General features: G+C 69.3%; 20 protein-coding genes and 1 pseudogene. 9 read left to right on the top strand and 12 right to left on the bottom strand.

Translation table 11 applies throughout. The features are described 5' to 3' along the window. Positions 1-7: 7 nt before the first annotated feature. Both OHA64_RS39410 and OHA64_RS39405 read right to left on the bottom strand, forming a co-directional pair. The gene (locus tag OHA64_RS39410) at positions 8-796 is read right to left on the bottom strand and encodes a Tat pathway signal sequence domain protein (protein WP_405621640.1); all 789 of its coding nucleotides are present in this window, start codon (positions 794-796) and stop codon (positions 8-10) included. 4 nt (positions 797-800) lie between these two features. After that, the gene (locus tag OHA64_RS39405) at positions 801-1994 is read right to left on the bottom strand and encodes a glycoside hydrolase family 105 protein (RefSeq protein WP_405621637.1); all 1194 of its coding nucleotides are present in this window, start codon (positions 1992-1994) and stop codon (positions 801-803) included. 474 nt (positions 1995-2468) lie between these two features. Between OHA64_RS39405 and OHA64_RS39400 the strand changes: the two genes are divergently transcribed. Together OHA64_RS39400 and OHA64_RS39395 are read left to right on the top strand one after the other, a co-directional pair. Further along, complete coding sequence (locus OHA64_RS39400) at positions 2469-3305, top strand: aldo/keto reductase (protein ID WP_405621635.1); 837 nt, start codon at positions 2469-2471, stop codon at positions 3303-3305. Positions 3306-3622: 317 nt separating this feature from the next. Further along, positions 3623-4324 carry a glycoside hydrolase family 75 protein gene (locus OHA64_RS39395; protein WP_405621633.1) on the top strand — a complete coding sequence of 234 codons (702 nt, stop codon included), beginning with the start codon at positions 3623-3625 and terminating at the stop codon, positions 4322-4324. A 13-nt stretch (positions 4325-4337) separates the two neighbouring features. Here the strand turns inward: OHA64_RS39395 and OHA64_RS39390 are convergent. The 4 genes and pseudogenes from OHA64_RS39390 to OHA64_RS39375 all read right to left on the bottom strand — a co-directional run bounded on the left by OHA64_RS39390 (position 4338) and on the right by OHA64_RS39375 (position 9524). Continuing rightward, positions 4338-5049 (bottom strand): annotated as a pseudogene (locus OHA64_RS39390) (SDR family oxidoreductase). A 127-nt stretch (positions 5050-5176) separates the two neighbouring features. Further along, positions 5177-6103, bottom strand: a complete 927-nt coding sequence (locus tag OHA64_RS39385) for a class I SAM-dependent methyltransferase (RefSeq protein ID WP_405621630.1) — start codon at positions 6101-6103, stop codon at positions 5177-5179. 197 nt (positions 6104-6300) lie between these two features. Further along, positions 6301-8013 (bottom strand): glycoside hydrolase family 6 protein, encoded by a 1713-nt coding sequence (locus tag OHA64_RS39380; protein WP_405621628.1) that lies wholly within the window; start codon positions 8011-8013, stop codon positions 6301-6303. 29 nt (positions 8014-8042) lie between these two features. Then, complete coding sequence (locus tag OHA64_RS39375; RefSeq protein WP_405621625.1) at positions 8043-9524, bottom strand: cellulase family glycosylhydrolase; 1482 nt, start codon at positions 9522-9524, stop codon at positions 8043-8045. Positions 9525-9775: 251 nt separating this feature from the next. On the opposite strand from OHA64_RS39375, the gene OHA64_RS39370 reads away from it, so the two are divergent. After that, positions 9776-12691, top strand: coding sequence for a glycoside hydrolase family 48 protein (locus OHA64_RS39370; RefSeq protein ID WP_405621622.1), 2916 nt, complete (start codon positions 9776-9778; stop codon positions 12689-12691). Positions 12692-12943: 252 nt separating this feature from the next. Beyond that, positions 12944-15601, top strand: a complete 2658-nt coding sequence (locus OHA64_RS39365) for a cellulose binding domain-containing protein (protein WP_405621620.1) — start codon at positions 12944-12946, stop codon at positions 15599-15601. 73 nt (positions 15602-15674) lie between these two features. Here OHA64_RS39365 and OHA64_RS39360 read toward each other — a convergent pair whose 3' ends face one another. Beyond that, positions 15675-16364 (bottom strand): hypothetical protein, encoded by a 690-nt coding sequence (locus OHA64_RS39360; protein ID WP_405621618.1) that lies wholly within the window; start codon positions 16362-16364, stop codon positions 15675-15677. A 187-nt stretch (positions 16365-16551) separates the two neighbouring features. Here OHA64_RS39360 and OHA64_RS39355 point away from each other — a divergent pair, with 187 nt between their 5' ends. Both OHA64_RS39355 and OHA64_RS39350 read left to right on the top strand, forming a co-directional pair. Beyond that, on the top strand, positions 16552-17247 hold the full coding sequence (locus OHA64_RS39355; protein WP_405621616.1) for an alpha/beta fold hydrolase: 696 nt from the start codon (positions 16552-16554) through the stop codon (positions 17245-17247). 256 nt (positions 17248-17503) lie between these two features. Next, on the top strand, positions 17504-17971 hold the full coding sequence (locus OHA64_RS39350; RefSeq protein WP_405621614.1) for a DUF6083 domain-containing protein: 468 nt from the start codon (positions 17504-17506) through the stop codon (positions 17969-17971). Between the two features lie 207 nt (positions 17972-18178). Here the strand turns inward: OHA64_RS39350 and OHA64_RS39345 are convergent, their stop codons facing one another. Next, entirely contained in the window at positions 18179-20125 is a 1947-nt protein-coding gene (locus OHA64_RS39345; protein WP_405621612.1) for a rhamnogalacturonan lyase, read from the bottom strand. A gap of 46 nt (positions 20126-20171) precedes the next feature. Then, complete coding sequence (locus tag OHA64_RS39340; RefSeq protein ID WP_405621609.1) at positions 20172-20663, bottom strand: helix-turn-helix transcriptional regulator; 492 nt, start codon at positions 20661-20663, stop codon at positions 20172-20174. A gap of 491 nt (positions 20664-21154) precedes the next feature. On the opposite strand from OHA64_RS39340, the gene OHA64_RS39335 reads away from it, so the two are divergent. Together OHA64_RS39335 and OHA64_RS39330 are read left to right on the top strand one after the other, a co-directional pair. Further along, entirely contained in the window at positions 21155-21391 is a 237-nt protein-coding gene (locus OHA64_RS39335) for a hypothetical protein (RefSeq protein WP_405621607.1), read from the top strand. A 78-nt stretch (positions 21392-21469) separates the two neighbouring features. Continuing rightward, the gene (locus tag OHA64_RS39330; RefSeq protein ID WP_405621604.1) at positions 21470-22717 is read left to right on the top strand and encodes an MFS transporter; all 1248 of its coding nucleotides are present in this window, start codon (positions 21470-21472) and stop codon (positions 22715-22717) included. 53 nt (positions 22718-22770) lie between these two features. Here OHA64_RS39330 and OHA64_RS39325 read toward each other — a convergent pair whose 3' ends face one another. From OHA64_RS39325 to OHA64_RS39315, 3 genes are all read right to left on the bottom strand, one after another. Beyond that, positions 22771-23523 (bottom strand): class I SAM-dependent methyltransferase, encoded by a 753-nt coding sequence (locus tag OHA64_RS39325; RefSeq protein WP_405624300.1) that lies wholly within the window; start codon positions 23521-23523, stop codon positions 22771-22773. Between the two features lie 5 nt (positions 23524-23528). Then, entirely contained in the window at positions 23529-23834 is a 306-nt protein-coding gene (locus OHA64_RS39320) for a 4a-hydroxytetrahydrobiopterin dehydratase (RefSeq protein ID WP_405621602.1), read from the bottom strand. Between the two features lie 121 nt (positions 23835-23955). Beyond that, positions 23956-25038, bottom strand: coding sequence for an ADP-ribosylglycohydrolase family protein (locus OHA64_RS39315; RefSeq protein WP_405621599.1), 1083 nt, complete (start codon positions 25036-25038; stop codon positions 23956-23958). Positions 25039-25103: 65 nt separating this feature from the next. Between OHA64_RS39315 and OHA64_RS39310 the strand changes: the two genes are divergently transcribed. After that, a complete protein-coding gene (locus OHA64_RS39310; protein ID WP_405621597.1) occupies positions 25104-25937 on the top strand; it encodes a helix-turn-helix domain-containing protein in 834 nt (277 codons plus the stop codon). Positions 25938-26137 lie beyond the last annotated feature (200 nt).

The following is a 26137-nucleotide window of genomic DNA, read 5'->3' as shown; positions in this document are numbered from 1 at the left end:
GCGCTCCTCACGCGAGCTGGTAGCCGCGGAGATTGGTGAGCAGGAGGTAGGTGTTCTGCAGGGATCCGGAGGTGTCGCCGAGGGAGCGGTAGATGCCCCACTTCGGGCGCACGCGGTCGGCGAGGAAGGTGTCGACGCCGGACTTCGACGCGTCGATGACGGTCGAGCCGCCGCTCTTGAGGATCCAGCGGACCGAGCCCGCCGAGCCGTTGCCGACCTTGATCTGGAAGTCGACGTCGGTCCACTTGTCGTGCAGGGGGTCCAGATCGGTGCGGCCGATGAGGATGTCGTCGATGGCGAGCTTGAGCTCGATGGTCTGCTTGCCGTTGACCCGGCGCAGTGACTGCACGACGATCGGCGAGCTGCCGGCGCCCGGCTGCTTCATCTGCATGATGTGCGTGAAGGTGGTGGTCGCCTTCAGCGAGCTCGGGATGTACATGGAGTAGGTGACCCGCCAGGTCTGGCCCTGGGTCCACTTGAGGTAGCTGCTGCTGCCGGTGCGCAGACCGGTGACCTCCTGTCGCTGCCGGTCGGTCGACGTGTCGCGGTCGACCGTGTGCATGTTGAAGCGCCAGTTGTTGCCGGTGGTGTAGATGTGCGGCTGTCCGGCGGTGTGCGAGTCCGCGCGGTCGTCCTCGATCGTCTCGAAGGCACCCATCCCGTCACCGCTCGCGGACGGCGCCCACTTCTGCTGCCAGGAGGCCGCGTGCGCCGAGGTCGCGGCCGGCAGACCGACCGCGGCTCCCGCAGCGCCGCCGAGCGCGGCACCCAGCAGTCTCCTTCTGGATGTGCTCATGACACTAATCACCTCGCAGTTGTTCGTTCATGATCAGGAAGGCACCCAGCCCGTGGAAGTCGTTGGCGGCCCGGGTGCGGGCGATGTAGTACGCGTAGTCGCCGACGTTCGTGCCGACGGAGATGTCGGCGAGGTTCGTGAGGCCGTCCGCGCCGATCGAGAGCTTTGCCAGAACCCCCTGGTAGCCGCGCCGGGCGACGGCCCTGTAGTGCGGGTCCAGATAGCCCCGTTGGGCCCCGCGCGAGAGGGCGTAGGTGAACATGCTGGAGCAGGACGTCTCGGTCCAGTTGTCGTCGCGGCCGCCCTTGTCGATCACCTGGAACCAGCGTCCGGTCGCCGGGTCCTGGTACCTCTCCAGACCCGCCGCCAGTCTCCGGAAGATCTTGAGGAGTTGGGGCCGGCGGGGGTGGTCGGCGGGGATCGCGTCGAGCACGTTGGTGATCGCCATGGAGTACCAGCCGACGGCCCGGCACCAGTGCTCGGGGGCGAGCCCGGTCTGCGGGTCGGCCCAGCTCACGGTCTTCGACTCGTCGTAGGCGTGCCTCAGCAGCCCGTTCGCGACCTGCAGGTGGCTGCCGTAGAGGGAGAGTTGCTTGGCCGCCTCGTCGTCGGCGTACGCCCTGTCGCCGAACTCCTTGCCGTACTCGACGAGGAACGGGTTCACCATGTAGACGCCGTCCGCCCAGAGTTGGTTGGCGCGACTGGCGGTGTCGGCGTGCCAGAAACCGCCGTCGGCGGTGCGCGGATAGGTGTTCAGGCGGTCGCGGATCTTCTTCGCCGCCTCGCGGTAGCGGTCCTGGCCGGTCTCGCGGTGCAGGATCACCAGCAGTCGGCCGGCCTGCATGCTGTCCAGGCTGTTGAAGGGCTGGTCGATGGTGCCGTCGCTCTTCACGAAGCGGTCGACGTAGTCCTTGATGTAGGTGAGGTAGCGGGCCTCGTGCGTGCGCCGGTAGGTGAGGTACTGGCCGTAGAGGTAGAGGCCGACCGGGTAGGACCAGCCGCCGATGGTGCTCGGGGTGTAGCGGGCCGTGGTGGAGTCGACGAGGGCCACGGACCAGTCGGGGGCCGTCACCGGGCGGTCCGCGGGCCGCGCGCTCACGGCCGCGGCCGGGGACGGGACGGCCGCCGGCAGAGCGGACAGGGTGACGGCGGCCAGGGCGACGGCCGTCAGCGCCGCGGGCATGCGTCGGCGTCTCATGTTCCTCCCTTTCGAACAAAGGCCTTGCGAGGGGAACCCTGGGCCTGGGGCCCTGGGACTAGGACCCGGCCTGCCGGGGCCCTTTCATCCGATGTCTGGTGAACGGGAGCCTCCGTCTACGCGGTCGGCGTCATGGTCTTGTTCACGGGTGCGTACCCGCTTTCCGGAAGATGGGGGCGTGGAAAGTCCAGGACAGCGCGGCGTTCACATGGGTGCACTGAGTTCAGCGACTCGTTCGACGGCGCCATACAGAGTTGCGGCACAAGGCGGCATGGTCAATGGTCCGGACCGAAGACGTCGGATGCGTTTCCGGCCAATCTCCGGACAGTCCCGTACTCCTGAAACTGACTCATCAGTCAGCTCCGCTGGATCCCAGATGGATTCAGATGGATTCCGCGGTCAGGAATGCATCACGGCCCGTGATCGTTGACGATGGGAGTGCCATCTGACGACAACCGTAAGGATCAAGAGCTCGTGAGCAGCAACGTCCCCCCGATCACCCTGAACAACGGCGTCGAGATGCCCCAGCTGGGCTTCGGCGTCTGGCAGGTGCCGGACGACGAGGCGCAGCAGGCGGTCACCACCGCGCTGGAGGCCGGGTACCGCAGCATCGACACAGCGGCGATCTACGGCAACGAAGAGGGCACCGGCAAGGCCATCGCCGCCTCCGGCGTCCCGCGTGAGGACCTCTTCGTCACCACCAAGCTCTGGAACAGTGACCAGGGGTACGACTCCACGCTCCGCGCCTTCGACACCTCGCTGGAGAAGCTCGGCCTGGACTACGTGGACCTGTACCTGATCCACTGGCCCACTCCGTCCCGGGACCTGTACGTCGACACCTACAAGGCGTTCGAGAAGCTGCACACCGACGGCCGGATCCGGGCGATCGGTGTCTCCAACTTCGAACCCGAGCACCTGGAGCGGCTGATCGCCGAGACGTCCGTCGTCCCGGCCGTCGACCAGATCGAGCTGCACCCGCATCTGCAGCAGGCCGCGGCCCGCGAGTACCACGCCGAGCAGGGCATCGCCACCGAGGCCTGGTCGCCACTGGGCCAGGGCAAGGGCCTCCTGGAGGTCCCGGCGATCGTGGCCATCGCGCGGAAGCACGACCGCACTCCGGCCCAGGTCGTGCTGCGCTGGCACCTCCAGCTCGGCAACGTGGTGATCCCCAAGTCCGTGACGCCGTCCCGGATCAAGGAGAACATCGAGGTCTTCGACTTCAGCCTGGACACCGAGGACCTCGCGGCGATCAGTGCCCTGAACGAGGACCGGCGCCTGGGCCCGGACCCGTCGACGTTCAACATGGCCTGACCGTCTCCTCGCCCTTATCGGCGCCGGCGCGCCCCGACCCGCTCTCCCGCGGCGTCCGGGGCGCGCCGTTCGTTGTGGTGCCGTAGGCTCTCACCAGGATCAACGCACAGCCCGCCTGCCGCGCGAGCGTCGACCGCTCCCCCGGCGCCAGGGCGTCGAAGGGTGGACGCGACAGCAGAGCCGCTCCCTTCCGTGCGGCTGGCGCAATCACCCCCCACACTTACGCATCCCCCACCCCAGGCTTGACGCGGTCATGTTGAGCGGGCACCTTGGTTGCGCCAGGTAAGGAAACTTTCCTAACAGAAGGGTCCCCCACAGTGCGTATGCGACCACTGACCCTCTCCGTGGCCTGCTCGGCCGCCCTGCTCACCGCCGGAACGCTCCCCGCCACCGCCACCGCCACCGGCACCCCTTCACCGGCATCCGTCCAGGAGGGCACGGTCGGCGCGGCCGACCTGCTCGCCAAGGTGACGGGTTGCTCGCAGATCTCCAGCGGCAAGTACCGGACCGACGACGAGGCTTCGGCCACGGTCCCCGTGTGCGGCAAGAACGGCGCGGTGTTCTGGAAGGCCGACATGGACATCGACTGCGACGGTCAGCGCACCTCGAACTGCAACGAGAACACCGACCCCTGGTACCAGGACGACACGGCGTTCCACCAGTCCAACGGCAAGCCGCTCAAGGCCGATGCGCTGCCGTACGTCGTCGTGCCCAGCTCCAGCAGCATCTGGAACTACGCCGGAGCCGGCATAAAAGGCGGCGGCGTGGTCGCCGTGATCTACAACAACAAGGTCGAGTACGCCGTCGTCGGCGACACCGGCCCCACGAAGATCATCGGCGAGGCCTCGTACGCCACCGCGAAGGCCCTCGGTATCGACCCGGACCCGGAGACCGGCGGAACCGACTCCGGGGTGACCTACATCCTGTTCAAGAACTCCCAGGTGTCCCCCATCGAGAACCACAGCGCGGCGGTCACCCTCGGCGACCGCCTCGCGCAGCAGTTCCTGCGGGACAACTGACCGCCGGAATCGATTAGTTGGGCTGCCCGATCGGTCGTACGACGACCGTGTTGACGTCGACGCCGGCGGGCTGCCCGACGGCCCACACGATCGAGTCGGCGAGCTGGTCGGCGGTGAGCAGATGGCCGGGCGGCAGACTGCCGTAGCTGTCCCAGAACGGGGTCTCCACCCGGCCCGGTGCGATCAGCGTCACGCCCACCCCGAACTCGGTCACCTCACGGCGGGTGTTCTCGGCCAGACCGGTCACCGCCCACTTCGTCGCCCCGTAGAGGTTGCCCGGCGTGTGCACGAATCCGGCGACACTGCCGACCAGCACGATCCGGCCCCGGGTCTCCTTCAGCGCGTCGATCGAGGCGCGGATGAGCAGCGCGGGGCCGAGCTACGTTGGTCAGCACCATCTCGGTCCAGCCGGAGGGGTCACCCGTGGCGACCGAGTCATGGGTGGCGAACCCGGCGTTGGCGACGACCGTGTCCAGCCGGCCGAACTCCTTGAGCGTACGGTCGACCGCCGAGCGTACGTCGTCGTAGTCGGCCGCGTTGCCGGCGAACGTCAACAGGCCGTCCGGGTGGCCGAGTTCCGCGGCGAAGCCGCGCAGCCGTGCCTCGCCGCGGCCGGTGACGGCCACTCGGTGGCCGGCGTCGAGCAGTCGCCGGGCGACCGCGGCGCCGATGCCGCTGCCGCCGCCGGTGATGAGCGCGACCGGAGTGTCGTGGGTGTCGGCCATGGGTCCCCCGTGGTGCCTCGACGTGCTCAACGGATGCCGGGAGTCCATCAGTTGGAGCGCTCTCGAAGTCAAGGGCGACGGAGGTCACCGGGTGGCCGACGGAGGTGCCGGATGCCGGCGATGAGCCTCAGCCCGTACGCTCCGCCGTATGCACCGTGTGCGCCGCCAGCACGAAGACGTCCCGCCGCCGGTGCACGCTCGCCGGGTCCTCGGGGTCGAGCAGTCGGTCGAGGGTGGCGCGGTCGGTGGCCTCGAGACGGTCGCCGAAGCCGTCGCGCAGGCGGGAGAGGACGGCGGCCGCGTAGGCGCGGGCCCGGTCGGTGGTGGGGGCGGGCAGGTCGAGCAGGAAGCTGCGGGTGCCGGTGTGCCGCAGACCCACGGCGGCCATCAGCGCCGGCCAGTCCTCGGTCTCGGCGACGGCGCCGGGCAGGTCCGCGCGCATCCGCGCGAACCACTCCTCCTCCAGCGAGTCCAGCCGTGCCTGCAGTCCCGGTCGGCCGATGCCGATGTCACGGGGCAGGAAGCGGGCGGGCAGGCCGCCCTCCAGCAGCGCGAGCGTGCCGCCGGGCGCGAGCCTCGCGGCGAAGGCGGCGAGCGCGGCCCGCTGGTCGCCGAGGTGGTGCAGACTACGGCTGGCCCACAGCAGGTCGGCCGGGTAGTCCAACTCGTCCAGCACGCCGGGCAGTTCACCGGCGAGGGTGCCGAAGCGGTCGGCGACGCCGAGCCGGGCGGCCCGGGCACCGGCCCGTTCCAGCAGCGGCTCGGCGCCGTCCACGGCGACGACCCGGGCGCCGGGGAAGGCATCCGCGAGCAGGCAGGACACGACCCCGGGTCCGCTGCCCGCGTCCACGATGAGCCCGGGCTCGGTCTGCTTGTGCCCGAGCCATGCCAGAGCCCGCTCGTACAGGGGGGTGAACAGCTCCGCCTGCGACTCCAGCATCGGAGCGTGTTCGCTCCAGTCGATGTCGGTGCCGCCGTGAACGTGGCCATGATCGTGGCCGGCCTGGTGGTCCTGATCGTGGCCTGTGGCGTGGGCGTGGTGTGCGTGTGCCATGGTGGTCAGCCTCTCGTCGCGCTACGGCCAGGGTGCGCCGACGCACCGCGCGAGGGCCACCGCTGTTGCCGACACGGCAAGAAAGAGGTGCCCGCGCCCGGCCGCACCAGGCAGCCGGACCGGGACCATGGACCGGGGTTCGCGATGCGCCGGGGTGCGGCCCGCGAGAGCCGGCCCCGGCGCATCGCCTCAGGGCGCTACAGCGCCGGGTAGGCGTTCTTCATCAGCTCCTGGAACTGGGCCGAGAACCATTGCCCGGAGATCGGGGCGTTCGGCAGGGCGCCGGACATGTGGTTGTTGTTGCGCGGGTTGCCCGTGTACGTCGGGTCGCACATGCGGTCGAAGCCCTTGCCCTCGTTGTTCGGGATGGCGCTGCTGGAGCCGTCGGACTCGCCCGGGGGCTTCATCCAGACGTACGCGTCGATCCCGGCGGCCGGGCTGGCCTTCGGGCGCTCACCGAGACCCGCACCGGACTGGTTGCACCAGTTGCCGGTGTTGAGGCGGCGGTCGTAGCGGCCGCCGTCGACGTACGCGTCGACGTCCGTCGTCGGGCCCGGTCCTGCGGGCCGAGCGGTGCCGCCCCAGCCGTTGCGGGAGGTGTCGATCAGCATGCCGATGCCGGAGTTGAAGCCGGTGGTGACCAGCTGGTTGCGGAAGGCCTGCGCGAACGACAGCTCGTCGACGTACCGGTTCCAGTCCACCCACTTCGACTCGCGGACCGACTTGCCGCCCGCGTTGTCGTTGATGGTGAAGTTGGTCTCCTTCAGGGCGCTGTAGTTGGCCGTGTTGGTGATGAAGCCGTGGACGTCGTTGACGGTGGCGCCCTCGGAGGTGGCCGCCTCCTTCATGATCGCCGCGCTGGGGGCGAAGTTGTCGTCCCAGCCGATCCAGCCGTGGTGCCCGGCGTCGATGTAGTTGTAGACGTTGGGCACGTCACCGAGCTTGTTCAGGGCGTAGCCGACGCCCTTCTGGTAGTTGCCGTTGGCCTTCATCACGTCGCACTGCGGGGTGGCGGTGACCCGGCTACCGGTGTTGGTGACGAGGTTGGGCAGCGAGTCGATCTCGATGGTGGTGACGATCCGCAACCCGGCGTACTTGGAGTCGGCGAGGATCGTCTTGATCGGGTCGATGTACTGCGTCTTGTACTTGTCGATCTCCGTCGGGCCGAGTTCGCCGTTGGAGGCGAGGGCGGCGCAGTCACGTCCGGGCAGGTTGTAGATCACCAGCTGGACGACGAGTTCGCCGGAGCCCTTCTGCTTCAGTGCCTCGTCGAGGTGGGCACGAAGGCCCATACCTCCGTTGGCACCGTTGATCGCGGCGATCCGGTCCAGCCAGACACCGGTCGGCTGGTTGGAGATACGGCTGCCGCCCGGCTCGGCCGCGGCCTTCGCGGACCACTCCGGGTTCACGTACACCTTGGCGCCGCTGTAGGGGTTGTCGACCTTGCTGGAGGGGGTGCCCGGGTCGGTCGGGCCCGGGTCGGTGGGACCGCCTCCGTCGACGTTGCAGGTCACACCGTCGAGGGTGAAGGTGGCGGGGATCGCGTTGGTGCCGCTGTAGGTGCCCTGGAAGCCGAAGCTGACCGAGCCGCCGGTGGCCAGCGAGCCGTTGTAGCTCTCGTTGGCCGCGGTGACGCCCGTGCCGCTCTGGCTGATCTTGGCGCTCCAGCCGCTGGTGACCTTCTGGTTGCCGGCGTACGCCCACTTCACCGACCAACTCGACTTGGCCGTGCTGTTGTTGGTGACGGTGACGTTGGCGGTGAAGCCGGTGTCCCACTGGTTCTGCACCTTGTAGTCGACGGTGCAGGGGACGGCGGCGACATCGACGTCACCGGCGACGGCGAACGCCGTCCCGGAGGCCCCGGCGACCAGCGCCAGGGCGGCGAGCAACGCGGTTCTGGTACGACTCATGAGTGCGGGTTCCCTCTCGGTTGCGGGTGTCAGCCGTGCAGGGCGCGCAGATGATCACGCAGCCCGATTCCGTACGCGGTGGGGGTACCGTCGTAACTGGAGATCAGGGACGGGCCGGTGGCGCAGTTCCAGGTGTTCCAGGTCCAGCCCAGGTAGGACAGGCCACGGTCGTCGAACCACTTCATGACCTGGTCGACGAAACCGTGTGAGCAGGTGTTCTCGCCGATCTCCCCGGCCACGAGCGGCACTTGGGCTGCGACCGGGGCGAGTGTGGAGTTCCAGCAGCTCTCGTTCGAGCAGGTGTTGAAGTTGTACACGTGCCAGGCGGCGGCGAGATTGCCCGCCGGGTCGGTCGGCTTGTACGCGAGCCACTGGCTCAGGTCGTTCGAGTAGGCGAGTCCGCCGGCCAGGATCAGGTTCCTGGCGCCGGTGGCCCGGATCGCGTCGACGAGATCCTGCATGCCGGCCACCTGGTACCCGATGCCGGGGCAGGTGCCGCCGTCCCGCCAGCACTGCCACGCCTGGGTGGTCGTGGAGGTCGCGCGGTCCGGGTAGGGCTCGTTGAACAGGTCGAAGACGACGGTCGGGTCATCCTTGAAGGTGTTCGCCACCGACGTCCAGAAGGAGGGTGTGTACTGCATGTCGGGCATCGGCTTCTGGCAGCTGGCGTGCACGTCGGAGCAGCCGGACGAGTTGCCGGTGTACTGGCCGTACGTCCAGTGCAGTTCGAGCATCGGCGTCATGCCGTTCGCCCTGACCTTCGCCACCAGGTCCTTGACCGCGTTGACGTAGTTGGCGCCGGCGTACTGCGGTTGGATGTTGGAAAGGCCCAGCCAGCACTCCTCGTTCAGCGGGATACGGACGGTGTTGGCCTTCCAGTCGGCGATCGCCCTGACCGAGGCGTCGTCGACCGGGCCGTCCCAGATGCCCCGCCCCTGCACGCACATGAACTCGCCGCCCGAGCGGTTCACGCCGAGCATGCGGCGGGTCGTGCCCGCGGCGTCCACCAGCTTGTTGCCAAAGACGCGCAGGACAGGGGCCGTGCCGTCACCGGGGTCCGGCGGATCGGTCGGATCCGTCGGGTCGGTCGGTCCGGAGTCGGTGTTGCAGATGGTGCCGTTGAGCTTGAAGGTCGTCGGTACGGCGTTGCCGCCCGACCGGGACGCGATGAACCCGGCGCTGACGCTCGCGCCGCTGCCCAACTGCCCGTTGTAGGTCTCGTTGGCGGCGGTGACCGTCGTGCCGGACTGGGACCACTTGGCGTTCCAGCCCTGGCTGACCTTCTGGCCGCCCGCGAGGTCGAAGGTGAGGTTCCAACCGCTCATGGCAGCCGTGTTGTTGGTTATCTTCACGGCGCCCTGGAAGCCGGTGTCCCACTGACTGGTGACGGAGTACTCCACCGTGCAGGCAGGGACGGCTCCGGACGCCGTGACCGCCGGCACCGTCACGGACCCGAGGAGGGCGGCCGCACCGGTGACGGCTAAAAGTACTGAACGCGGGGGGTGTCGCATGAGCGACTCCTTGCAGATCAGGCGCATCGTGACGGACGCGTCGACTGATGGAACCGCTCCCACTGGTGTCAAGGAAGGTAGCGCCAAGTGACGGCAAAGAACAGAGGAGTCACTGACTTTCCCTCAACACTTATTGTCGAATCTTTTCGACTCTTCAAGCGTCTTGACCCCTACCACACCCGTCCTCACTATGGGAGCGCTCCCACTGGTTCAAGCCTTGACTTCTCCGAGCCGCAAGGAGGAACCAGCACATGCCCCCCACAAAGAGACGCCGGGCCGCTCGGCGTATGTGGACCGCTGTCATGGCGGCCCTCGCGCTTCCGTTCACGATGCTGAGTGCGGGTTCAACTCCTGCTCAGGCGGCGGCACTTCAGTGCAGCGTCGACTACAAGACCAACGACTGGGGCGCCGGCTTCACCGCGGAACTGACGATCACCAACCGCGGCACGGACGCCATCGACGGCTGGACCCTGACCTACGGTTACACCGGCAACCAGAAGCTGACGAACGGATGGAACGGCACCTGGTCCCAGTCCGGCCAGACGATCACGGCGAAGAACGCCGGCTACAACGCCAAGATCGCGGCCGGTGCCGCCGTGTCCACCGGCGCGCAGTTCACGTACAGCGGCACCAACGCCGCCCCGACCAACTTCGCGGTCAACGGCACCAGTTGCACGGGCGCGCACCAGCCGCCGATCACCGTGCTGACCAGCCCCACCGCGGGCGCGGTCTACACACAGGGCGGCGCGGTCCCGCTCGCGGCGACCGCCGCAGCCGCGGACGGCGCGACGATCAGCAAGGTCGAGTTCTACGACAACACCACGCTCCTCGGCACGGACACGAGCGCGCCCTACTCGTTCTCCGCTTCCGGCTTGGCCGTGGGCAGTCACTCGCTGCTGGCCAAGGCGTACGACAGCCTGGGCGCGTCCGCGGAGTCCACGCCGGTCGGCATCACGGTCGCCTCGGGTCCCACCGTGGTGGCCTCGACCAATCAACTGGCCGTCCAGCAGGGCAAGACGGCCACGTACGACGTGAAGCTGTCGACGCAGCCGTCCGCCAACGTGAGCGTGACCACCGCCCGCACCACCGGCAACTCGGGCCTCACGGTGACCGGCGGGGCGTCACTGACCTTCACGCCGTCGAACTGGAGCACCGCGCAGAAGGTGACGATCACGGCGGACTCGTCCGGGACCGGCGCGGCGACCTTCGAGTCGACGGCCACCGGTCACGGCAAGGCCTCGGTGACGGTCACCCAGATCGCGGCGTCGAAGGAGTACGACGCCCGGTTCCTGGAGCTGTACGGCAAGATCACCAACCCGGCCAGCGGCTACTTCTCCCCCGAGGGCATTCCCTACCACTCGGTGGAGACGCTGATCGTGGAGGCGCCGGACAACGGCCACCAGACCACTTCGGAGGCGTACAGCTACCTCCTGTGGCTCCAGGCCATGTACGGAAAGGTCACCGGCGACTGGACGAAGTTCAACGGCGCCTGGGACATCATGGAGAAGTACATGATTCCCACCCACGCCGACCAGCCGACGAACTCCTTCTACAACGCCTCGAAGCCGGCCACCTACGCGCCCGAGCTGGACACCCCGAACGAGTACCCGGCGAAGCTCGACGGGTCGGTCTCGGTCGGTTCGGACCCGATCGCCGGTGAGCTGAAGAGCGCCTACGGCACGGACGACGTCTACGGCATGCACTGGCTGCAGGACGTCGACAATGTCTACGGCTACGGCAACTCGCCGGGCAAGTGCGAGGCGGGCCCGACGGACACCGGACCGTCGTACATCAACACCTTCCAGCGCGGTGCGCAGGAGTCGGTGTGGGAGACGGTGCCGCAGCCGACCTGCGACGCCTTCAAGTACGGCGGCAAGAACGGGTATTTGGACCTGTTCACCGGTGACGCCTCCTACTCCAAGCAGTGGAAGTTCACCAACGCCCCGGACGCCGACGCGCGTGCCGTGCAGGCCGCTTACTGGGCCGACATCTGGGCCAAGCAGCAGGGCAAGGGCAGTGCCGTCTCCGCGACCGTCGGCAAGGCCGCGAAGATGGGCGACTACCTGCGCTACTCGATGTACGACAAGTACTTCAAGAAGGTCGGCAACTGCGTCGGACCGTCGACCTGCCCGGCCGGCACCGGCAAGGACGCCTCCATGTACCTGATGTCCTGGTACTACGCGTGGGGCGGCGCCACCGACACCTCGGCGGGCTGGGCCTGGCGCATCGGTTCCAGCCACACCCACGGCGGCTACCAGAACCCCCTCGCCGCCTACGCGCTGAGCTCCTACGCCGACCTGAAGCCCAAGTCGGCGACGGGACAGGCGGACTGGGCCAAGTCACTCGACCGGCAACTGGAGTTCTACCGCTGGCTGCAGTCGAACGAGGGCGCCATCGCGGGCGGTGCGACCAACAGCTGGGCGGGCCGGTACGCGACCCCGCCGACCGGTAAGTCGACGTTCTACGGCATGTACTACGACCAGCAGCCCGTCTACCACGACCCGCCGTCCAACCAGTGGTTCGGCTTCCAGGCGTGGTCGATGGAGCGGGTGGCGGAGTACTACCAGCAGACGGGTGACGCGAAGGCCAAGGTCGTCCTCGACAAGTGGGTCGACTGGGCGCTGTCCAAGACCACGGTCAACCCGGACGGCACCTATCTGATCCCGTCGACGCTCCAGTGGTCGGGCCAGCCCGACACCTGGAACGCCGCCGGCCCGGGCGCCAACAGCGGCCTGCACGTCACCGTCGCCGACTACACCAACGACGTCGGTGTGGCCGCCGCGTACGCCAAGACCCTGACGTACTACGCGGACCGCTCCGGTGACACCCAGGCGGCGACGACCGCCAAGGCGCTCCTCGACGGCATGTGGAAGAACCACCAGGACAGCCTGGGCATCGCCGTCCCGGAGACCCGCGCCGACTACAACCGCTTCGACGACCCCGTGGTCGTCCCGAGCGGCTGGACCGGCACCATGCCCAACGGCGACGCGATCAACTCGTCGTCGACCTTCGAGTCCATCCGTTCCTTCTACGAGGACGACCCGGCCTGGTCGAAGATCGAGGCCTACCTGGCGGGCGGAGCCGCGCCCTCCTTCACGTACCACCGGTTCTGGGCCCAGGCGGACATCGCCCTGGCCATGGGCTCGTACGCGGAGCTTCTCGAATAGCCCCGCCGGGCGCTCCGCGGGTTGGGCGGTGGTTCTGCGTCCGGGTCCGTTGTGGCTTGTCGCGCCCGCGCGGCGGAGCCGCATATGGACGCAGCCCCGCGCCCCTACGGGGCGCTTGAAAGCTTCGCGTACGCGGTCTCGTCACCTGACGACGGGGCCACCTGGCCGGGCGGCCCCCTCCCGCACTGGGGGCCGCCCGGTCCTCGCACGCTCCCCTCCTGAACGGCCCTCCCGAAAGGAAGGTCCCCCACCGTGCGAAGAACCCGTATTCTCACGGCCGTGCTGGCACTGGCAGCCGGTCTGCTGGCGGGCACGCCGCCCGCGCTCGCCGCCGGCCCCGAGCGAGCGGCCATCGCCGCCGACACCTACACCTGGAAGAACGCCCGCGTCGACGGCGGCGGCTTCGTCCCCGGCATCGTCTTCAACCGGGCCGAGAAGAACCTGGCGTACGCCCGTACCGACATCGGCGGCGCCTACCGCTGGCAGGAGTCGACGAAGACCTGGACCCCGCTGCTGGACTCGGTGGGCTGGGACAACTGGGGGCACACGGGCGTGGTGAGCCTGGCCTCCGACTCCGTCGACCCGAACAAGGTGTACGCGGCGGTCGGCACGTACACCAACAGCTGGGACCCGGGGAACGGGGCGGTCGTGCGCTCCTCCAACCGGGGTGCGAGCTGGCAGAAGACGGACCTGCCGTTCAAGCTGGGCGGAAACATGCCCGGCCGGGGCATGGGCGAGCGCCTCGCGATCGACCCGAACAGGAACAGCGTGCTGTACCTGGGCGCGCCGAGCGGCAAGGGCTTGTGGCGGTCGACGGACTCCGGTGTCACCTGGTCGCAGGTGACGAACTTCCCCAACGTCGGCAACTACCAGCAGGATCCGAGCGACACGAGCGGCTACGCCAGCGACAACCAGGGCATCGTGTGGGTCACCTTCGACGAGTCGACGGGCACCTCGGGCGCGGCGACGAAGACGATCTACGTCGGGGTCGCCGACAAGGACAACGCGGTCTACCGGTCGACGGACGCGGGCGCGACGTGGACGCGGCTCGCGGGACAGCCGACGGGCTACCTCGCGCACAAGGGCGTCCTGGACGCCAAGAACGGCTACCTCTACCTGGCGTACAGCGACAAGGGCGGGCCGTACGACGGCGGCAAGGGGCAGCTGTGGCGGTACGCGACCGCGACCGGCACCTGGACGAACATCAGCCCGGTGGCCGAGGCCGACACCTACTACGGGTTCAGCGGGCTGACGGTGGACCGGCAGAAGCCGGGCACGGTCATGGCCACCGCGTACAGCTCCTGGTGGCCGGACACCCAGATCTTCCGCTCCACGGACAGCGGCGGCACCTGGACGAAGGCGTGGGACTACACGTCGTACCCCACCCGCGCGAACCGTTACACCATGGACGTGTCGTCCTCGCCGTGGCTGACCTGGGGCGCGAACCCCTCGCCGCCCGAGGAGGCGCCCAAACTCGGCTGGATGACCGAGGCGTTGGAGATCGACCCGTTCAACTCGGCCCGGATGATGTACGGGACGGGCGCGACGGTGTACGGCACCGAGAACCTCACCAACTGGGACGCCGGAAGCAAGTTCACCATCAGGCCGATGGTGCAGGGGCTGGAGGAGACGGCTGTCAACGACCTGGCCTCTCCCTCGTCGGGCGCCCCGCTGCTCAGCGCGCTCGGTGACGTGGGCGGCTTCCGGCACACGGATCTGACCAAGGTCCCGTCGATGATGTTCACCTCGCCGAACTTCACCACGACCACCAGCCTGGACTTCGCCGAGGCCACCCCGAACACCGTCGTGCGGGTCGGCAACCTCGACTCCGGTCCGCACGTCGCGTTCTCGACGGACAACGGGGCGAACTGGTTCGCGGGGACCGACCCTTCGGGCGTGAGCGGCGGCGGCACGGTCGCCGCGGCGGCCGACGGCAGCCGGTTCGTGTGGAGTCCGGAGGGCGCCGGCGTGCAGTACGCGACCGGCTTCGGCACCTCGTGGGCGGCATCCAGTGGTATCCCGGCGGGCGCGCTCGTCGAGTCCGACCGGGTCGACGCGAAGACCTTCTACGGCTTCAAGTCCGGGAAGTTCTACGTCAGTACGGACGGCGGCGCCACCTTCACGGCCTCCTCCGCGACCGGTCTGCCCGGCGGGGACAGCGTGCGCTTCAAGGCGCTGCCCGGCACGAAGGGCGATGTGTGGCTGGCCGGCGGGGCGAGCGACGGCGCGTACGGACTGTGGCACTCGACCGACGGCGGCGCCTCCTTCACCAAGCTCTCCGGTGTCGAGCAGGCCGACACCATCGGCTTCGGCAAGGCGGCCACGGGAGCGTCGTACCAGACGCTGTACACCAGCGCGAAGATCGGCGGGGTCCGCGGCATCTTCCGTTCCACCGACAAGGGCGCGACCTGGACCCGTATCAACGACGACGCCCACCAGTGGGGTTGGACGGGTGCGGCGATCACCGGTGACCCGCGGGTGTACGGCCGGGTGTACGTGTCGACGAACGGCCGCGGGGTGATCTACGGCGACAGCTCGGACACCGGCGGCGGAACGGATCCGGGGCCGGGCCCCGACCCCACTCCCACCGGTGCCTGCTCGGTGACGTACAAGGTCACCAATCAGTGGTCCGGCGGCTTCCAGGCGGACGTGCAGCTCGCCAACACCGGTTCGAGTGCCTGGAACGGCTGGTCACTGGGCTGGGCCTTCACGGACGGCCAGAAGGTCACCCAGGCGTGGAACGCCGAGACCGCGCAGTCCGGTACGGCGGTGACGGCGAAGAACGTCGGCTGGAACGGGACCGTGGCGGCGGGTTCGTCGGTGGGCTTCGGCTTCACCGGAAGCTGGTCGGGGACGAACCCGAAACCGACCGCGTTCAAGCTGGGCGACCGCAACTGCGCGGTGAACTGAGGCCGTGGGCGCCCCCGTCCGGGCACGGGACCGGACGGGGGCTCCGCGGCGAATCGGGCCTGATCCGGGGGCCCTACTTCACACTGCCGGTGAAGATCGCCGTCTCGGAGTCGAAGTCGGGAGCGACCTCGACCTGCAACAGCTTCTCGCCCTTGGGGAGTTCGCAGCCCCACGGCACGTTGAGGGACCGGCCGGCCAGCACCTTCGTGTCGGGGCCGCCGTCGAGGCCCGCCTCGCTGTCGAAGATGGACTCGCTGCTGCTCCCGTCCTGGCCGTAGGAGCAGTTCACCGTCAGCATGGTGGCATCGAGGGTCTTGTCGCCGCCGTTGACGACCTTCACGGTGAACTTCACGTACGACGTCTTCTCCGGTGACGCGTACTCGCCCGAGACTCCGCGCGAGAACTTCGAGAGACTGACCTCCACGTCACTCTCGTAGGTGACCGTGTCGTCCAGCGCGTGGACGCCGTCGTCGGATGCCTCCGCGGCGGGTTCCTCGGCGGCCGGCTCCTCGGAGGCGTCCTCGGCCGCGGCAGCGGCCTCGTCGGCGGACACGGTCTTGGTGACGGTGACCGTGGGGGCGGGTTTCGCCTCGTCGTCGAGGCCGGATCCCACCGCGACGCCGGTGGCGACGATGGCGACGATCACTGCCGCGGCGGATCCGAGGACGATCGCGTTGGCGGGTCCCCTCTTCTGCGGCGGCTGCGGCTGCTGCGGTGGCGGCGGGAAGCCCGGCATCGGTGGCGGCGTGACGTGCTGACTCATGGTCCCCCCAGGGATGGTGCTGTCGCAGGGTGAATCATCCCCGAGAAGGCGCACATATGGAGATCTCGTAACGAAAACGTGTTCATGACGAATCGACTCGGCGTTCTCATTCGCTCTGCCGCACACCTCGCCAACAAAACTGAATTCACTTAAGGTTCGGTCACAGTCGTTGACGAGGAGGTCGACCATGGCGTTCGTTCTCATCCACGGTGCGAGTTTCGGCGCGAACTGCTGGGACGAGCTGATGCCCCATCTCGGTGCGGAGGCGTTGGCAGTCGATCTTCCGGGGCGCGGGAGCAGGGCCGAAGTCGACCTGGCCACGGTCACGCTCGCGGACTGCGCCGACGCGGTCCGGGAGGACGTCGAGGCGAAGGACCTGCGGGACGTCGTACTGGTCGGTCACTCCTTCGCGGGAGTCACGATCCCGCGCGTCCTGGACCTCATACCCGACCGGATCCGCCATGTCGTCCTCGTGTCGGCCGTGGTGCCGACGGACAGATCCCGGGTGCTTGACCAGATCGATCCCGAAGTGCGGGGTCTGGTGGAGCAGTCCATCGCCGGCGGCGTCTACCACCAGACCCGCGAGGGCGCCGCCGCCATGCTGTGCAACGACATGGACGAGGCGACCACCGAGTCCACCCTGAACCTGCTCGCCGACGATTCGGCCGCCCTGCTGAGCGAGCCCGTGGACCTGAGCGGCTACGGACGCGAGATCCCCCGGACGTACGTGCACCTCACACGGGACCAGTGCTACGTCGAGGAACTCCAACAGCGATCCATCGCGCTGCTTCGGCCCGACGTCGTCGATCTCGACACCGGTCACATGGCCATGATCAGTGCGCCCGAAAAGCTTGCCTCGGTCCTCAACACCATTCACGGCTGATCGCCGGGCCGACCTGCGATTGACGGACCGCGAACGGACCGTTTTCACTTGGGCCGGCGATGCGAACCCCGCTGTGGGCCGGGGCGTCGACGTGTCTACACCGCCTGTCCGGCCTCCGCGGTTGGGACCGGCGTGCCGCGGGTGGTCCCGAGGTGTCTCGGCTGCCGCTCCGTGCCCGCGTGGACGCACGGGTCCCGTCCGGTTGGCGCTCTGTTGGACCGGCCGTTGTCCTGCGGACTCTGTCAGTATGGGGCATTTGGGCGACGCGGTCGTTGGGTTGGACAAGGCGTACTGGGATCAGCGCGAGGTGATCGAGGACCGGGCGGAGGCTGTGCGTGTGGGGGCGAATGCTCCTGCTCCGCCGGCGCCGCCGATCTGTCCGGAGTGCGGGCTGAACGCCGATCGGTTCCCCACGTATACGGATGCGTGGGTGCTGCTTGAGCCGTTGGATCCCGTGGAGGTGCTGCCGTCGCACTTCGTGCCGCCGGGGCAGCGGTGGATGGTCGACGAGAATGGCGTTGCCTGGAACGCGGGGGATGCCGAGCCGGCGCCGGGCATGGCGTGCCGGATAGCGCACCGCTTGGCATGTCCGGGTCTGGAGCCGCTGGATCTGTGGCGGTGGCTGACGGCGATGCGGGAGGAGAACGCCCGTAAGGCCCAGCGGTTGTTCAACCCGCCACGGTTGCCGGAACCGCCGGGTGTGGGCGAAGCCACCGGCGCTTAGCGACAAGACCCCGTGCCGCGATCGGTCGGTTCATGGCCGGCCGGCTGCCGGAGGCGGACAACGCCGAAGAGGGGGCCGCAGAAATGGATCTCCCCTTCTCCTCCCAGGAGATCGACGATCAACGCTGAGGCGACCCTCCGAACTGACCCCTCCGGACTTATCGGAAGGCCGCCTCGCCTTAAGCTCGTTTGTGAGTGTTTCCGCAGCTCACGGGGTGTAGACCGACGGCCGGGGTGCGGTCGCCATGCCGTTGCCGATGAAGAAGCTCGGGTGCGGGGGCTGGTTGTACGCGGTGTTCTGCCAGGCGAGTGCCGTGCGGTACATCGGGTCGTGCAGCAGGGTCGTGATTTTGGTGCCGGTCTCGATGGGCGTGGAGTACACCCGCAGGGCCGTGTTGTTCGACGTCGGCCAGACGACCTCCTCGCGCCAGTCGCCGAGGATGTCCCCCGACAGGGACGGGGTCGCCTTGGTGCTGTTGTTGGAGTGGACGTCGGACCCGGTCAGCAGGCGGGTGTCGCCCGAGGTGCCGTACTTGTCGATGTGGGTGTTGTCGAGGAGTTCACGGACGGGATCGCCGTCCCACCAGGAGAGGAAGTTGGCCGAGGACGGTTCGCGGCCCTTCGTCGCGCCCGCCTCGTCGCGGATCGAGGTGTCGGAGGCCGACCAGACCTCGGCTCCGTCGTTGCCCGCCCAGATGTCACCGGCGACCCCACGGCCGTTGTCGCAGCAGGCGGCCAGCTTCCAGTTGACCGTGCCGTTCGCCGGGTTGATGTACAGCTCGGCGGGCTGACTGGTCGACTCCGAGACCTTGAAGTACTCCAGCCCGGCGTGCGACGGGTCGAGGTCGCCTAGGTGCTGGGCGTCGCCGTGCCCGGTCTTCGTCGTCCACAGGCCGTTCCCGTTGTCGTCGACCGCCATCGCGCCGTAGACGATCTCGTCCTTGCCGTCGCCGTCGACGTCCCCGACGGAGAGGCTGTGCGAGCCCTGACCGTCGTAGCCCTTGCCACTGTTGCTGGAGGAGTTGGTGTCGAAGGTCCAGCGGCGGGTGAAGGCGCCGCCCCGCCAGTCCCAGGCGGCGATGACCGTCCGGGTGTAGTACCCGCGGGCCATGATCAGGGACGGGCGGGCCCCGTCCAGATAGGCGGTGCCGGCGAGGAAGCGGTCCACGCGGTTGCCGTACGAGTCGCCCCAGGAGGAGACCGTGCCGCGGGCCGGGACGTAGTCGACGCTCTGCATCGCCTTGCCCGTCTGGCCGTTGAACATGGTCAGGTACTCGGGGCCGGAGAGCACATAGCCGCTGGAGTTGCGGTGGTCGGCGGATGAGCTGCCGATGACCGCGCCGGTGCCGTCGACCGTGCCGTCGGCTGTCTTCATGGCGACCTCTGCCTTGCCGTCGCCGTCGTAGTCGTACGCCTGGAACTGTGTGTAGTGGGCGCCGGAGCGGATGTTGCGGCCCAGGTCGACGCGCCACAGGCGGGTGCCGTCGAGCTTGACGCCGTCGACGATCGTGTTGCCGGTGTAGCCGGACTGCGAGTTGTCCTTGGCGTTGGTGGGCTGCCACTTGAGGACGAAGTCGAGGGCGCCGTCGCCGTCGAGGTCGGCGACGGAGGCGTCGTTGGCCGCGTAGGTGTAGGCGACGCCGTCCGGGGTGGTGCCACCGGCCGGCGGGGAGATCGGAACGTCCTTGTAGCCGGTGCGGAGTTGGACGGCGTGTACGGAGTCGGCCTGCTCAACACCACCGACGACGGCGCGGACCGTGTAGTCGGCCTGGGCGGGCGCGCCGGAGTGGAAGTAGTTCGTCGAGCCGGTGATCAGCGTGGAGTTGACCTTCGTGCCCGCCCGGTAGACGTTGAAGGAGACGTCGCCGGGGTCGGTGCCGAGCCAGCGCCAGCTGACCAGGTTGCCGGCGTCGGTGTGCACGCTGACCACACCGCGGTCGAGCTTCTCGACCTGGCGGGCGGTGGCCGCCTCGGCGGTGTCGGGGGTGGTGAGCGTGGTGAGTCCGGCACCGACGAGGGCCGTGGCTGCGGTCAACGCGCCGAGGAGCACGCGGCGTCTGCGGTGCCCGAGCGCACGCGGCTCGGGGTGCGGGGGTGGCTGGGGGTGCGAGTGCGGATGCGGCTGCGAGTGCCGGTGCGGCTGCGGGTGCTGCACGGGGCGGTCCTCCTGGACTGGGGGGACGGACGGATTCCGTTCCCTGTCAGTCGTCGCCGTGCTGGCCCGGGTTGCCGTGTCTTCCGGCCAATTCGGCGACCGTCCCGGCGATCCGATCACGCAGCTCGGGCGGCAGATCGAGGACCTCGACGCCGGTGCCCGGACGCAGGAACTCGGCGTGCGCGTGGTCGACGGACTCGATGGGGACGGTGACCACGGTCCAACCGTTCGGCTCGGTACGGCCGTTCGCCCTTACGGCCGTCGGGAGTGGCACGCCGGGCGCCAGACGTACCACCGTCTTGCCTTGATACAGCCGGTCATGGAAGTCACGCTGGTAGGCGGTCCGGTAGGCCGCCAGATCGAAGTCGTCGGGGCGCGTGAACTCGTCCTGGGAAGCGACGAGTCGCAGGATCTGATCGACGCGGAACGTGCGAGGACCCGGGCCGGCGACCACGTACCAGCGGCCCGCTTTCAGCACGAGCCCGTACGACTCCAATCGGCGCTCCACATCGGCGGGTTCGCGCCAACGCCGGTACACGACACGCGGGACCCGGTTGTTCCACACGGCGTCGGCGACCGCCGGCAGGAACGGCGCGGTTCGTCGGCCCGCGGGTACCAGCCGGGCGCCGCCGAGGCCGACGAACAGCGGCCGCCGCGGCTCGACTTCTCGGCGAAGGCCCCGAGGCGTGGAGCGGGTCCGCCACGTCGACCTCGACGAGTTCCTCGCACCCCCTGCTATGATCCTTCCGGTCCTGGATCTCAGGATCCTCTCCCAGGGCGACTCACACAGCGGACGTCAACGTCCAGCACCCTCGGGTCCCAGCATCATCCGCCATCTCCCGCACGGGAGCGCGTCTTTTCCGGTCGACATCCCCGGCCCCGGCCGGGCGGGTGTCGACCATTTTTGTTGTTCCACGTCCGGCACCAGGCCCATCCGGTGGCCGTCCTGCCACTTCACCCGCCGCGGCCCCGCGGCATGCCCACCGACGGGCCCACGTCACCCGCCGGCCCTTCGCCATGGAGTCCACTATGACCTCTTCCTCGCGTGAAAAACCGCCTCTGCCGACCGAACTCGCCCGCGAGCAGGCCAAGGGGCTGGAGTTCGACTCGGTGATCGTGGCCGAAGCCCAAGGCATGTTGGACGGCTCCGCCAGGGGCCTCAGCGACCTTTGCGTGGTGCTCACCAGGGCCAGCCGGTTCTTGCAGGTGCTCCACCCCGGCCCGCTGCCGAAGTTCCTGTCCCACCTGGCACAGGAACTCGTCTGAACCACTCCCCCCGTTCCCCGGACTGATCTTCCCGCCCGCCCTCCCCTGTCCCACGCAGAGAGATCAACAGACAACGCCATGTCGACCACCCCACCCCGTCCGCTCCGGCGGATCACCGGATTCCGGAACTTCTGGCTCTCCCGCGCCGTGTCCGGCCTCGGATCTGCCATCACCACCGTCGCACTGCCCGTCCTGGTCTTCCAGGAGAGCCGGTCACCCGTCCTGGTCTCCCTGGTCGCGGCTGCCGGAACACTGCCCTACCTCGCCTTCGGCCTGATCGCCGGTGCGGTCGCGGATCGCACGGACCGGCGCACCCTGATGATCGTGACCGACTGCTTGAGTGCCTTGAGCCTCGCCTCCATACCGGCCGCCTGGGCGCTGGACCTCCTGACGGTCACCCACATCGTCGTGGTCGCGTTCCTCTCCTCCAGCCTCTCGCTCTTCTTCGACGCCGGTGTGTACGGTCTCGTCCCCGACATCGTCGGCAAGGACCAACTCGCCCAGGCCAACAGCTCGATCTACGGCGCGGAGACCGTAGTCCGCATCGCCGGCAACGCCGTCGCGGGCGCGCTCATCGGGCTGATGAACCCCGTGGGCACGCTCACCCTTGATGCCCTGAGCTTCGCCTGCTCCGCCCTGTTCATCAGGGCGGTCACCAACGTCGCCTCCCAGCCCGCCGGTTCGGGAGGCAAGCGACCGGGCTTCCGGGAATCGATGGCCGAGGGCCTCCGCTTCCTGGCCGGTCATCCGACGCTGCGGACCATGACCGTGGTCGGCACGCTCCAGTCGTTCTCCGGCGGCGCCATCGTCGGTCAGCTCGTCGTCTTCGCCGACCGTGTCCTCGGTATCCACGGATCCGACGACGGTCGCATCGGTTTGCTCTACATGGCGTGGAGCGCCGGCGGCATCGGCGGATCCCTGCTGCTTCCCCGGCTGCGACGGCGCTTCGATGCCTTCCCGCTGCTCCTCGGGGTGCTGCCGATCGGCGCGCTCCTCGGACTCGTCGTCGTGCTCACCACCGACTGGCGGGTCTCGCTGGTGGCGCTGGCGGTGTGGGGGACGGCCTACCTGGTCGTGCTGGTGAACACGATGACCTACTCCCAGGAGGTCACGCCCTCCGAGCTGCAGGGCCGGGTCAACACCACCCGCCGCATGCTCTCCTCGGGGCTGGGAGTTCCGCTCGGCGCCCTGGTTGCCGGCAGCATCACCGTGTCCGTCGGCATCCGGGCCGGCATGGCCACGGCTGTCGTCTCCATCGCCCTGGCCGCAGTCGTCGTCTGGGTGGTACAGCTGCGCCGTCTCCTGACCCTCGCGACGGAGGCCTAGGCGGCCGAACGGCTCCGCGGATCAGGCCGGTCGACCAGCAGCCTCAGCACGGTTCATGGACTTCGGTCGGGCTTGCGGAAGCCCAGCACCCTGAACTCCGGATCGGCGCGCCGCCGGTCCTGGTCGGGGAGCGTCGCCAGCCGCGCGGCGAACCGTTCGGTCAGCGGGGCGCCGGGCGGGAGCCGGGTGAACCAGCCGCGTCGCAGGTCCGCGACCGTACTGCGCGGGCTGCGACCCTGACCGACGCCCGGGAAGCGGGCCCGGCCGACCGGGTCCAGTCCACAGGCGACCGCATACGACGCGACGGCTTCGGTGGCGTCCTGGGCCGGCCGGCGCGGGCGCGGCGCGAGGACCGCGTCGATGTCGCTGCCCACGTCGTGTGCGGCGGCCTTGTCGACGGTGGTGACGTACGCGCCACCCGGCCGCAGCACGCGGGCGCACTCGGCGACGACCGTGCGGACGTCGCCGGGACCGTCCAGCAGATGCAGCAGCCAGACACCGGTGACGGCGTCGAAGGCTCCGTCCGGGAACGGCAGCCGCCTGCCGTCGGCGAGGACGACCGCGCCGGGCAGGCGTTCGGCGGCCGTCCGGGCCATTCCGTACGTCAGGTCCACGCCCGTCACCCGTAGGCCGGGGCGGGCCGCGGCGAGCCGTCGGGTCACGATCCCGGTGCCGCAGGCGACGTCGAGAAGCCGCCGGGCGTGGTCGGGGATCAAGCCGAGCACCGCGTCGGCGGCCGCGGCGGCTCTGGGCTCGCCGCCGCGGGTGACGTCGTAGACGTCGGCCTCCTTGTCGTAGTCCAGCACCGCCGTCACTGGGCTCCGTGGGCGGGGGCGAGCTCCTGCACCTTGTGGGCGAGCGCGAAGTCCAGCTCGGTCACGGTGCCGCCCGCGCTGTGCGTGTTCACGCTCAGGGACACCGTGTTGTAGCCGAGGGTGAGATCGGAGTGGTGGTCGAGCTCGTCCTGGACCTGGGCGATGTGGACGACCATCGCGGCCGCGGCGACGTGCGTGCCGAGCCGGTAGGACCGGGTGAGGCGGTCGCTGTCGACCGACCAGCCGGGCAGTTCCGCGAGCCGGTCCTCGATCTCCTTCTGCGACAGCGGTTCCACGGGCATGGCCTCGCTCCTTCCTGGGTTCCGGGTGCTTGTCCAGCGTGCCACAGCCAGGCCGCTTCGGCCCTGGTCAGACGGGTTCCCGAAGCTCAGGCGCGGACACCCCCGCAGCAGGGGTACCCCCTCAGAGGTGGGACCCCGCAGCCGCGAGGTCGTCCGCCAGCGCGGCGATCCGGTCACGTCCCTCGACCTGTGCCACCCATGCGTGCGGCAGCCCTACGTCGCCGTGCCGGGCGCCCAGCAGGTTGCCGCAGACGGAGCCGGTGGAGTCGCTGTCGCCGGAGTGGTTGACGGACAGCAGCAGGGCCTGCTCGACATGGGGCTCGACGAGGGCGCAGTACACGCCGATGGCGAGGGCCTCCTCGGCGACCCAGCCGGCGCCGAGCGACTCGACCTTCTCGGCCGTCGGAGCTCCCAGGGCGGCCAGGTCGACGGCCCTGTGCAGCGCGGCCGAGGCCTCCTCGTGCCCGGGGTGGCGCTCCAGCTCACGCAGGGCGCGCAGGACCGAGCCCTCCAGGGAGTCCCCGGCGACGATGTGCGCCACGACCGCGGCGAACGCGCCCGCCGCGTAGTAGCCGGTGGGGTGGCCGTGGGTGATCTGGGCACCGCGGGCGGCCATGGCGAAGGCCGCTTCGGCGGAGTTGACCAGGCCGAAGGGGGCCGAGCGCATCACCGTGCCGCAGCCCTTCGAGTCGGGGTTGACCTGGCCCGGCCTGCCGTCGAGTGCGAGCCACGGGTCGGGGGCGTACATCTGGGCGACCCCGGACAGACAGGCGTTGCCGGGGGCGCGGCGGGAGTACAGCCAGGCCTCGGTGACCAGACCGCCGGCGTGGGCGTCGCCCGGGTGCGGTGCGGTCTGTTCCGGGCCGGGCTTGGTCTGGGTCTCGAGCCACCGCTCGTACGCCCGGCGCAGCAGCAGGGGCCAGCCGCCGCCGATACCCTTCTCCCGTTCGCGTTCCTGGGCCTGGACGAGGGCTTCGACGGTGAACAGGGTCATCTGCGTGTCGTCGCTGATCAGGCCCCGCACTCCGTGCGCGCCGGGCACGAACCCGGTCGCTCCGCGCTCACCGTGGGACGCGCGGATCCGGTCCAGGGAGGAGAACTCGATCGGGTAGCCGAGGGCGTCTCCGATCGCCCCTCCCAGCAGACAACCGCGCACCCTGGCGCGGTGGACCGCAGCGGTCTCCAAGGTCCATGGCCCGTTCACGCATTCACTCCTCGACTGCCGGCGACTCGGCTCCTGGCGACCGTTCCTCGGCTACGGTCGTCCGTATGACCATTGTCGCGTCCGGTGACCCCGCGCCCGGCACCGCCCCCACGGACCGGGGCGTCGGCCCGTTACTGCGGGCCTGGCGGGAGGAACGGCGGTTGAGTCAACTGGAGTTGGCATTACGGGCGGACTCCTCGGCCCGGCACGTCAGCTTCATCGAGACGGGCCGTTCCCGGCCGAGCGAGGAGATGGTGCTCAGGCTGGCCGAGCACTTGGAGGTGCCCGTCCGGGAGCGCAACGCGCTGCTCCTTGCGGCCGGATACGCGCCCCGCTACCCCGAGACCCCGCTGGACGACCCTGCGCTGGAGGCCCTGCGCGAGGGCATGGAGCGTCTCATCCAGGGCTACGAGCCCTACCCGGCGCTGGTGGTCGACGCGCTGTACAACGTCGTCGCGGCCAACCGGGGCATCCTCATGCTGCTGGACGGCGTCCCGGAGTCCCTGCTCGCCCCGCCGCTGAACGCGATGCGGCTGACCCTCCACCCGGAGGGCCTGGCACCGCGCATCCGCAACCTGCGTGAGTGGCGCGGGCATCTGCTCGCGCAGATGGGGCGGCACATCGCCCTGCGCCGTTCCGAGCGGCTGCGGGCGCTGTACGACGAGGTGTCCGCGTACCCGGTGCCGGAGGAGGACGACGAGGCCGGTCAACCGGCCGAGCCCGGCCTCTGTTTCGCGTTGCCGATGCGGATCGAGCACGAGGGACGGACGCTGTCGTTCGTCTCCTCCATCTCCACCTTCAACACCCCGATGGACGTGACCGTCGCCGAGTTGGCCATCGAGACGTTCCTCCCGGCCGACCCGGCGACGGTCAAGTACCTTCACTCGCTGCTTCCCTGACGACACCTCAGGTCGGTATGCCGGAGTAGGGCGGTGGCTGGAACTCGGATCCCGGACCGGAGTGCGCCGGCCCGGAACCCGGTGTCACCACGATCCCGTGCTCCGCGGAGAGCGTCGATTACCCCGGAGGTAAGGGGCCCGCCGCCGCAAATCGGCACCCGTGGTGCGTGTGCCTCGGTTCCCGTCCGGAGAGACTGATG

It is taken from the genome of Streptomyces sp. NBC_00076 (genome assembly GCF_045041235.1).
GTDB lineage: Bacteria > Actinomycetota > Actinomycetes > Streptomycetales > Streptomycetaceae > Streptomyces.
The sequence above is the reverse complement of the archived record's forward strand: the minus strand, read 5'-3'. Positions and strand labels throughout refer to the sequence as shown.

Bases quoted from the DNA above. Each gene is read 5' to 3' on its own strand.
- OHA64_RS39410 (WP_405621640.1), bottom strand. From the start codon at position 796: ATGAGCACATCCAGAAGGAGACTGCTGGGTGCCGCGCTCGGCGGCGCT.
- OHA64_RS39405 (WP_405621637.1), bottom strand. From the start codon at position 1,994: ATGAGACGCCGACGCATGCCCGCGGCGCTGACGGCCGTCGCCCTGGCC.
- OHA64_RS39385 (WP_405621630.1), bottom strand. From the start codon at position 6,103: ATGGCACACGCACACCACGCCCACGCCACAGGCCACGATCAGGACCAC.
- OHA64_RS39380 (WP_405621628.1), bottom strand. From the start codon at position 8,013: ATGAGTCGTACCAGAACCGCGTTGCTCGCCGCCCTGGCGCTGGTCGCC.
- OHA64_RS39375 (WP_405621625.1), bottom strand. From the start codon at position 9,524: ATGCGACACCCCCCGCGTTCAGTACTTTTAGCCGTCACCGGTGCGGCC.
- OHA64_RS39370 (WP_405621622.1), top strand. From the start codon at position 9,776: ATGCCCCCCACAAAGAGACGCCGGGCCGCTCGGCGTATGTGGACCGCT.
- OHA64_RS39360 (WP_405621618.1), bottom strand. From the start codon at position 16,364: ATGAGTCAGCACGTCACGCCGCCACCGATGCCGGGCTTCCCGCCGCCA.
- OHA64_RS39355 (WP_405621616.1), top strand. From the start codon at position 16,552: ATGGCGTTCGTTCTCATCCACGGTGCGAGTTTCGGCGCGAACTGCTGG.
- OHA64_RS39335 (WP_405621607.1), top strand. From the start codon at position 21,155: ATGACCTCTTCCTCGCGTGAAAAACCGCCTCTGCCGACCGAACTCGCC.
- OHA64_RS39330 (WP_405621604.1), top strand. From the start codon at position 21,470: ATGTCGACCACCCCACCCCGTCCGCTCCGGCGGATCACCGGATTCCGG.
- OHA64_RS39320 (WP_405621602.1), bottom strand. From the start codon at position 23,834: ATGCCCGTGGAACCGCTGTCGCAGAAGGAGATCGAGGACCGGCTCGCG.
- OHA64_RS39310 (WP_405621597.1), top strand. From the start codon at position 25,104: ATGACCATTGTCGCGTCCGGTGACCCCGCGCCCGGCACCGCCCCCACG.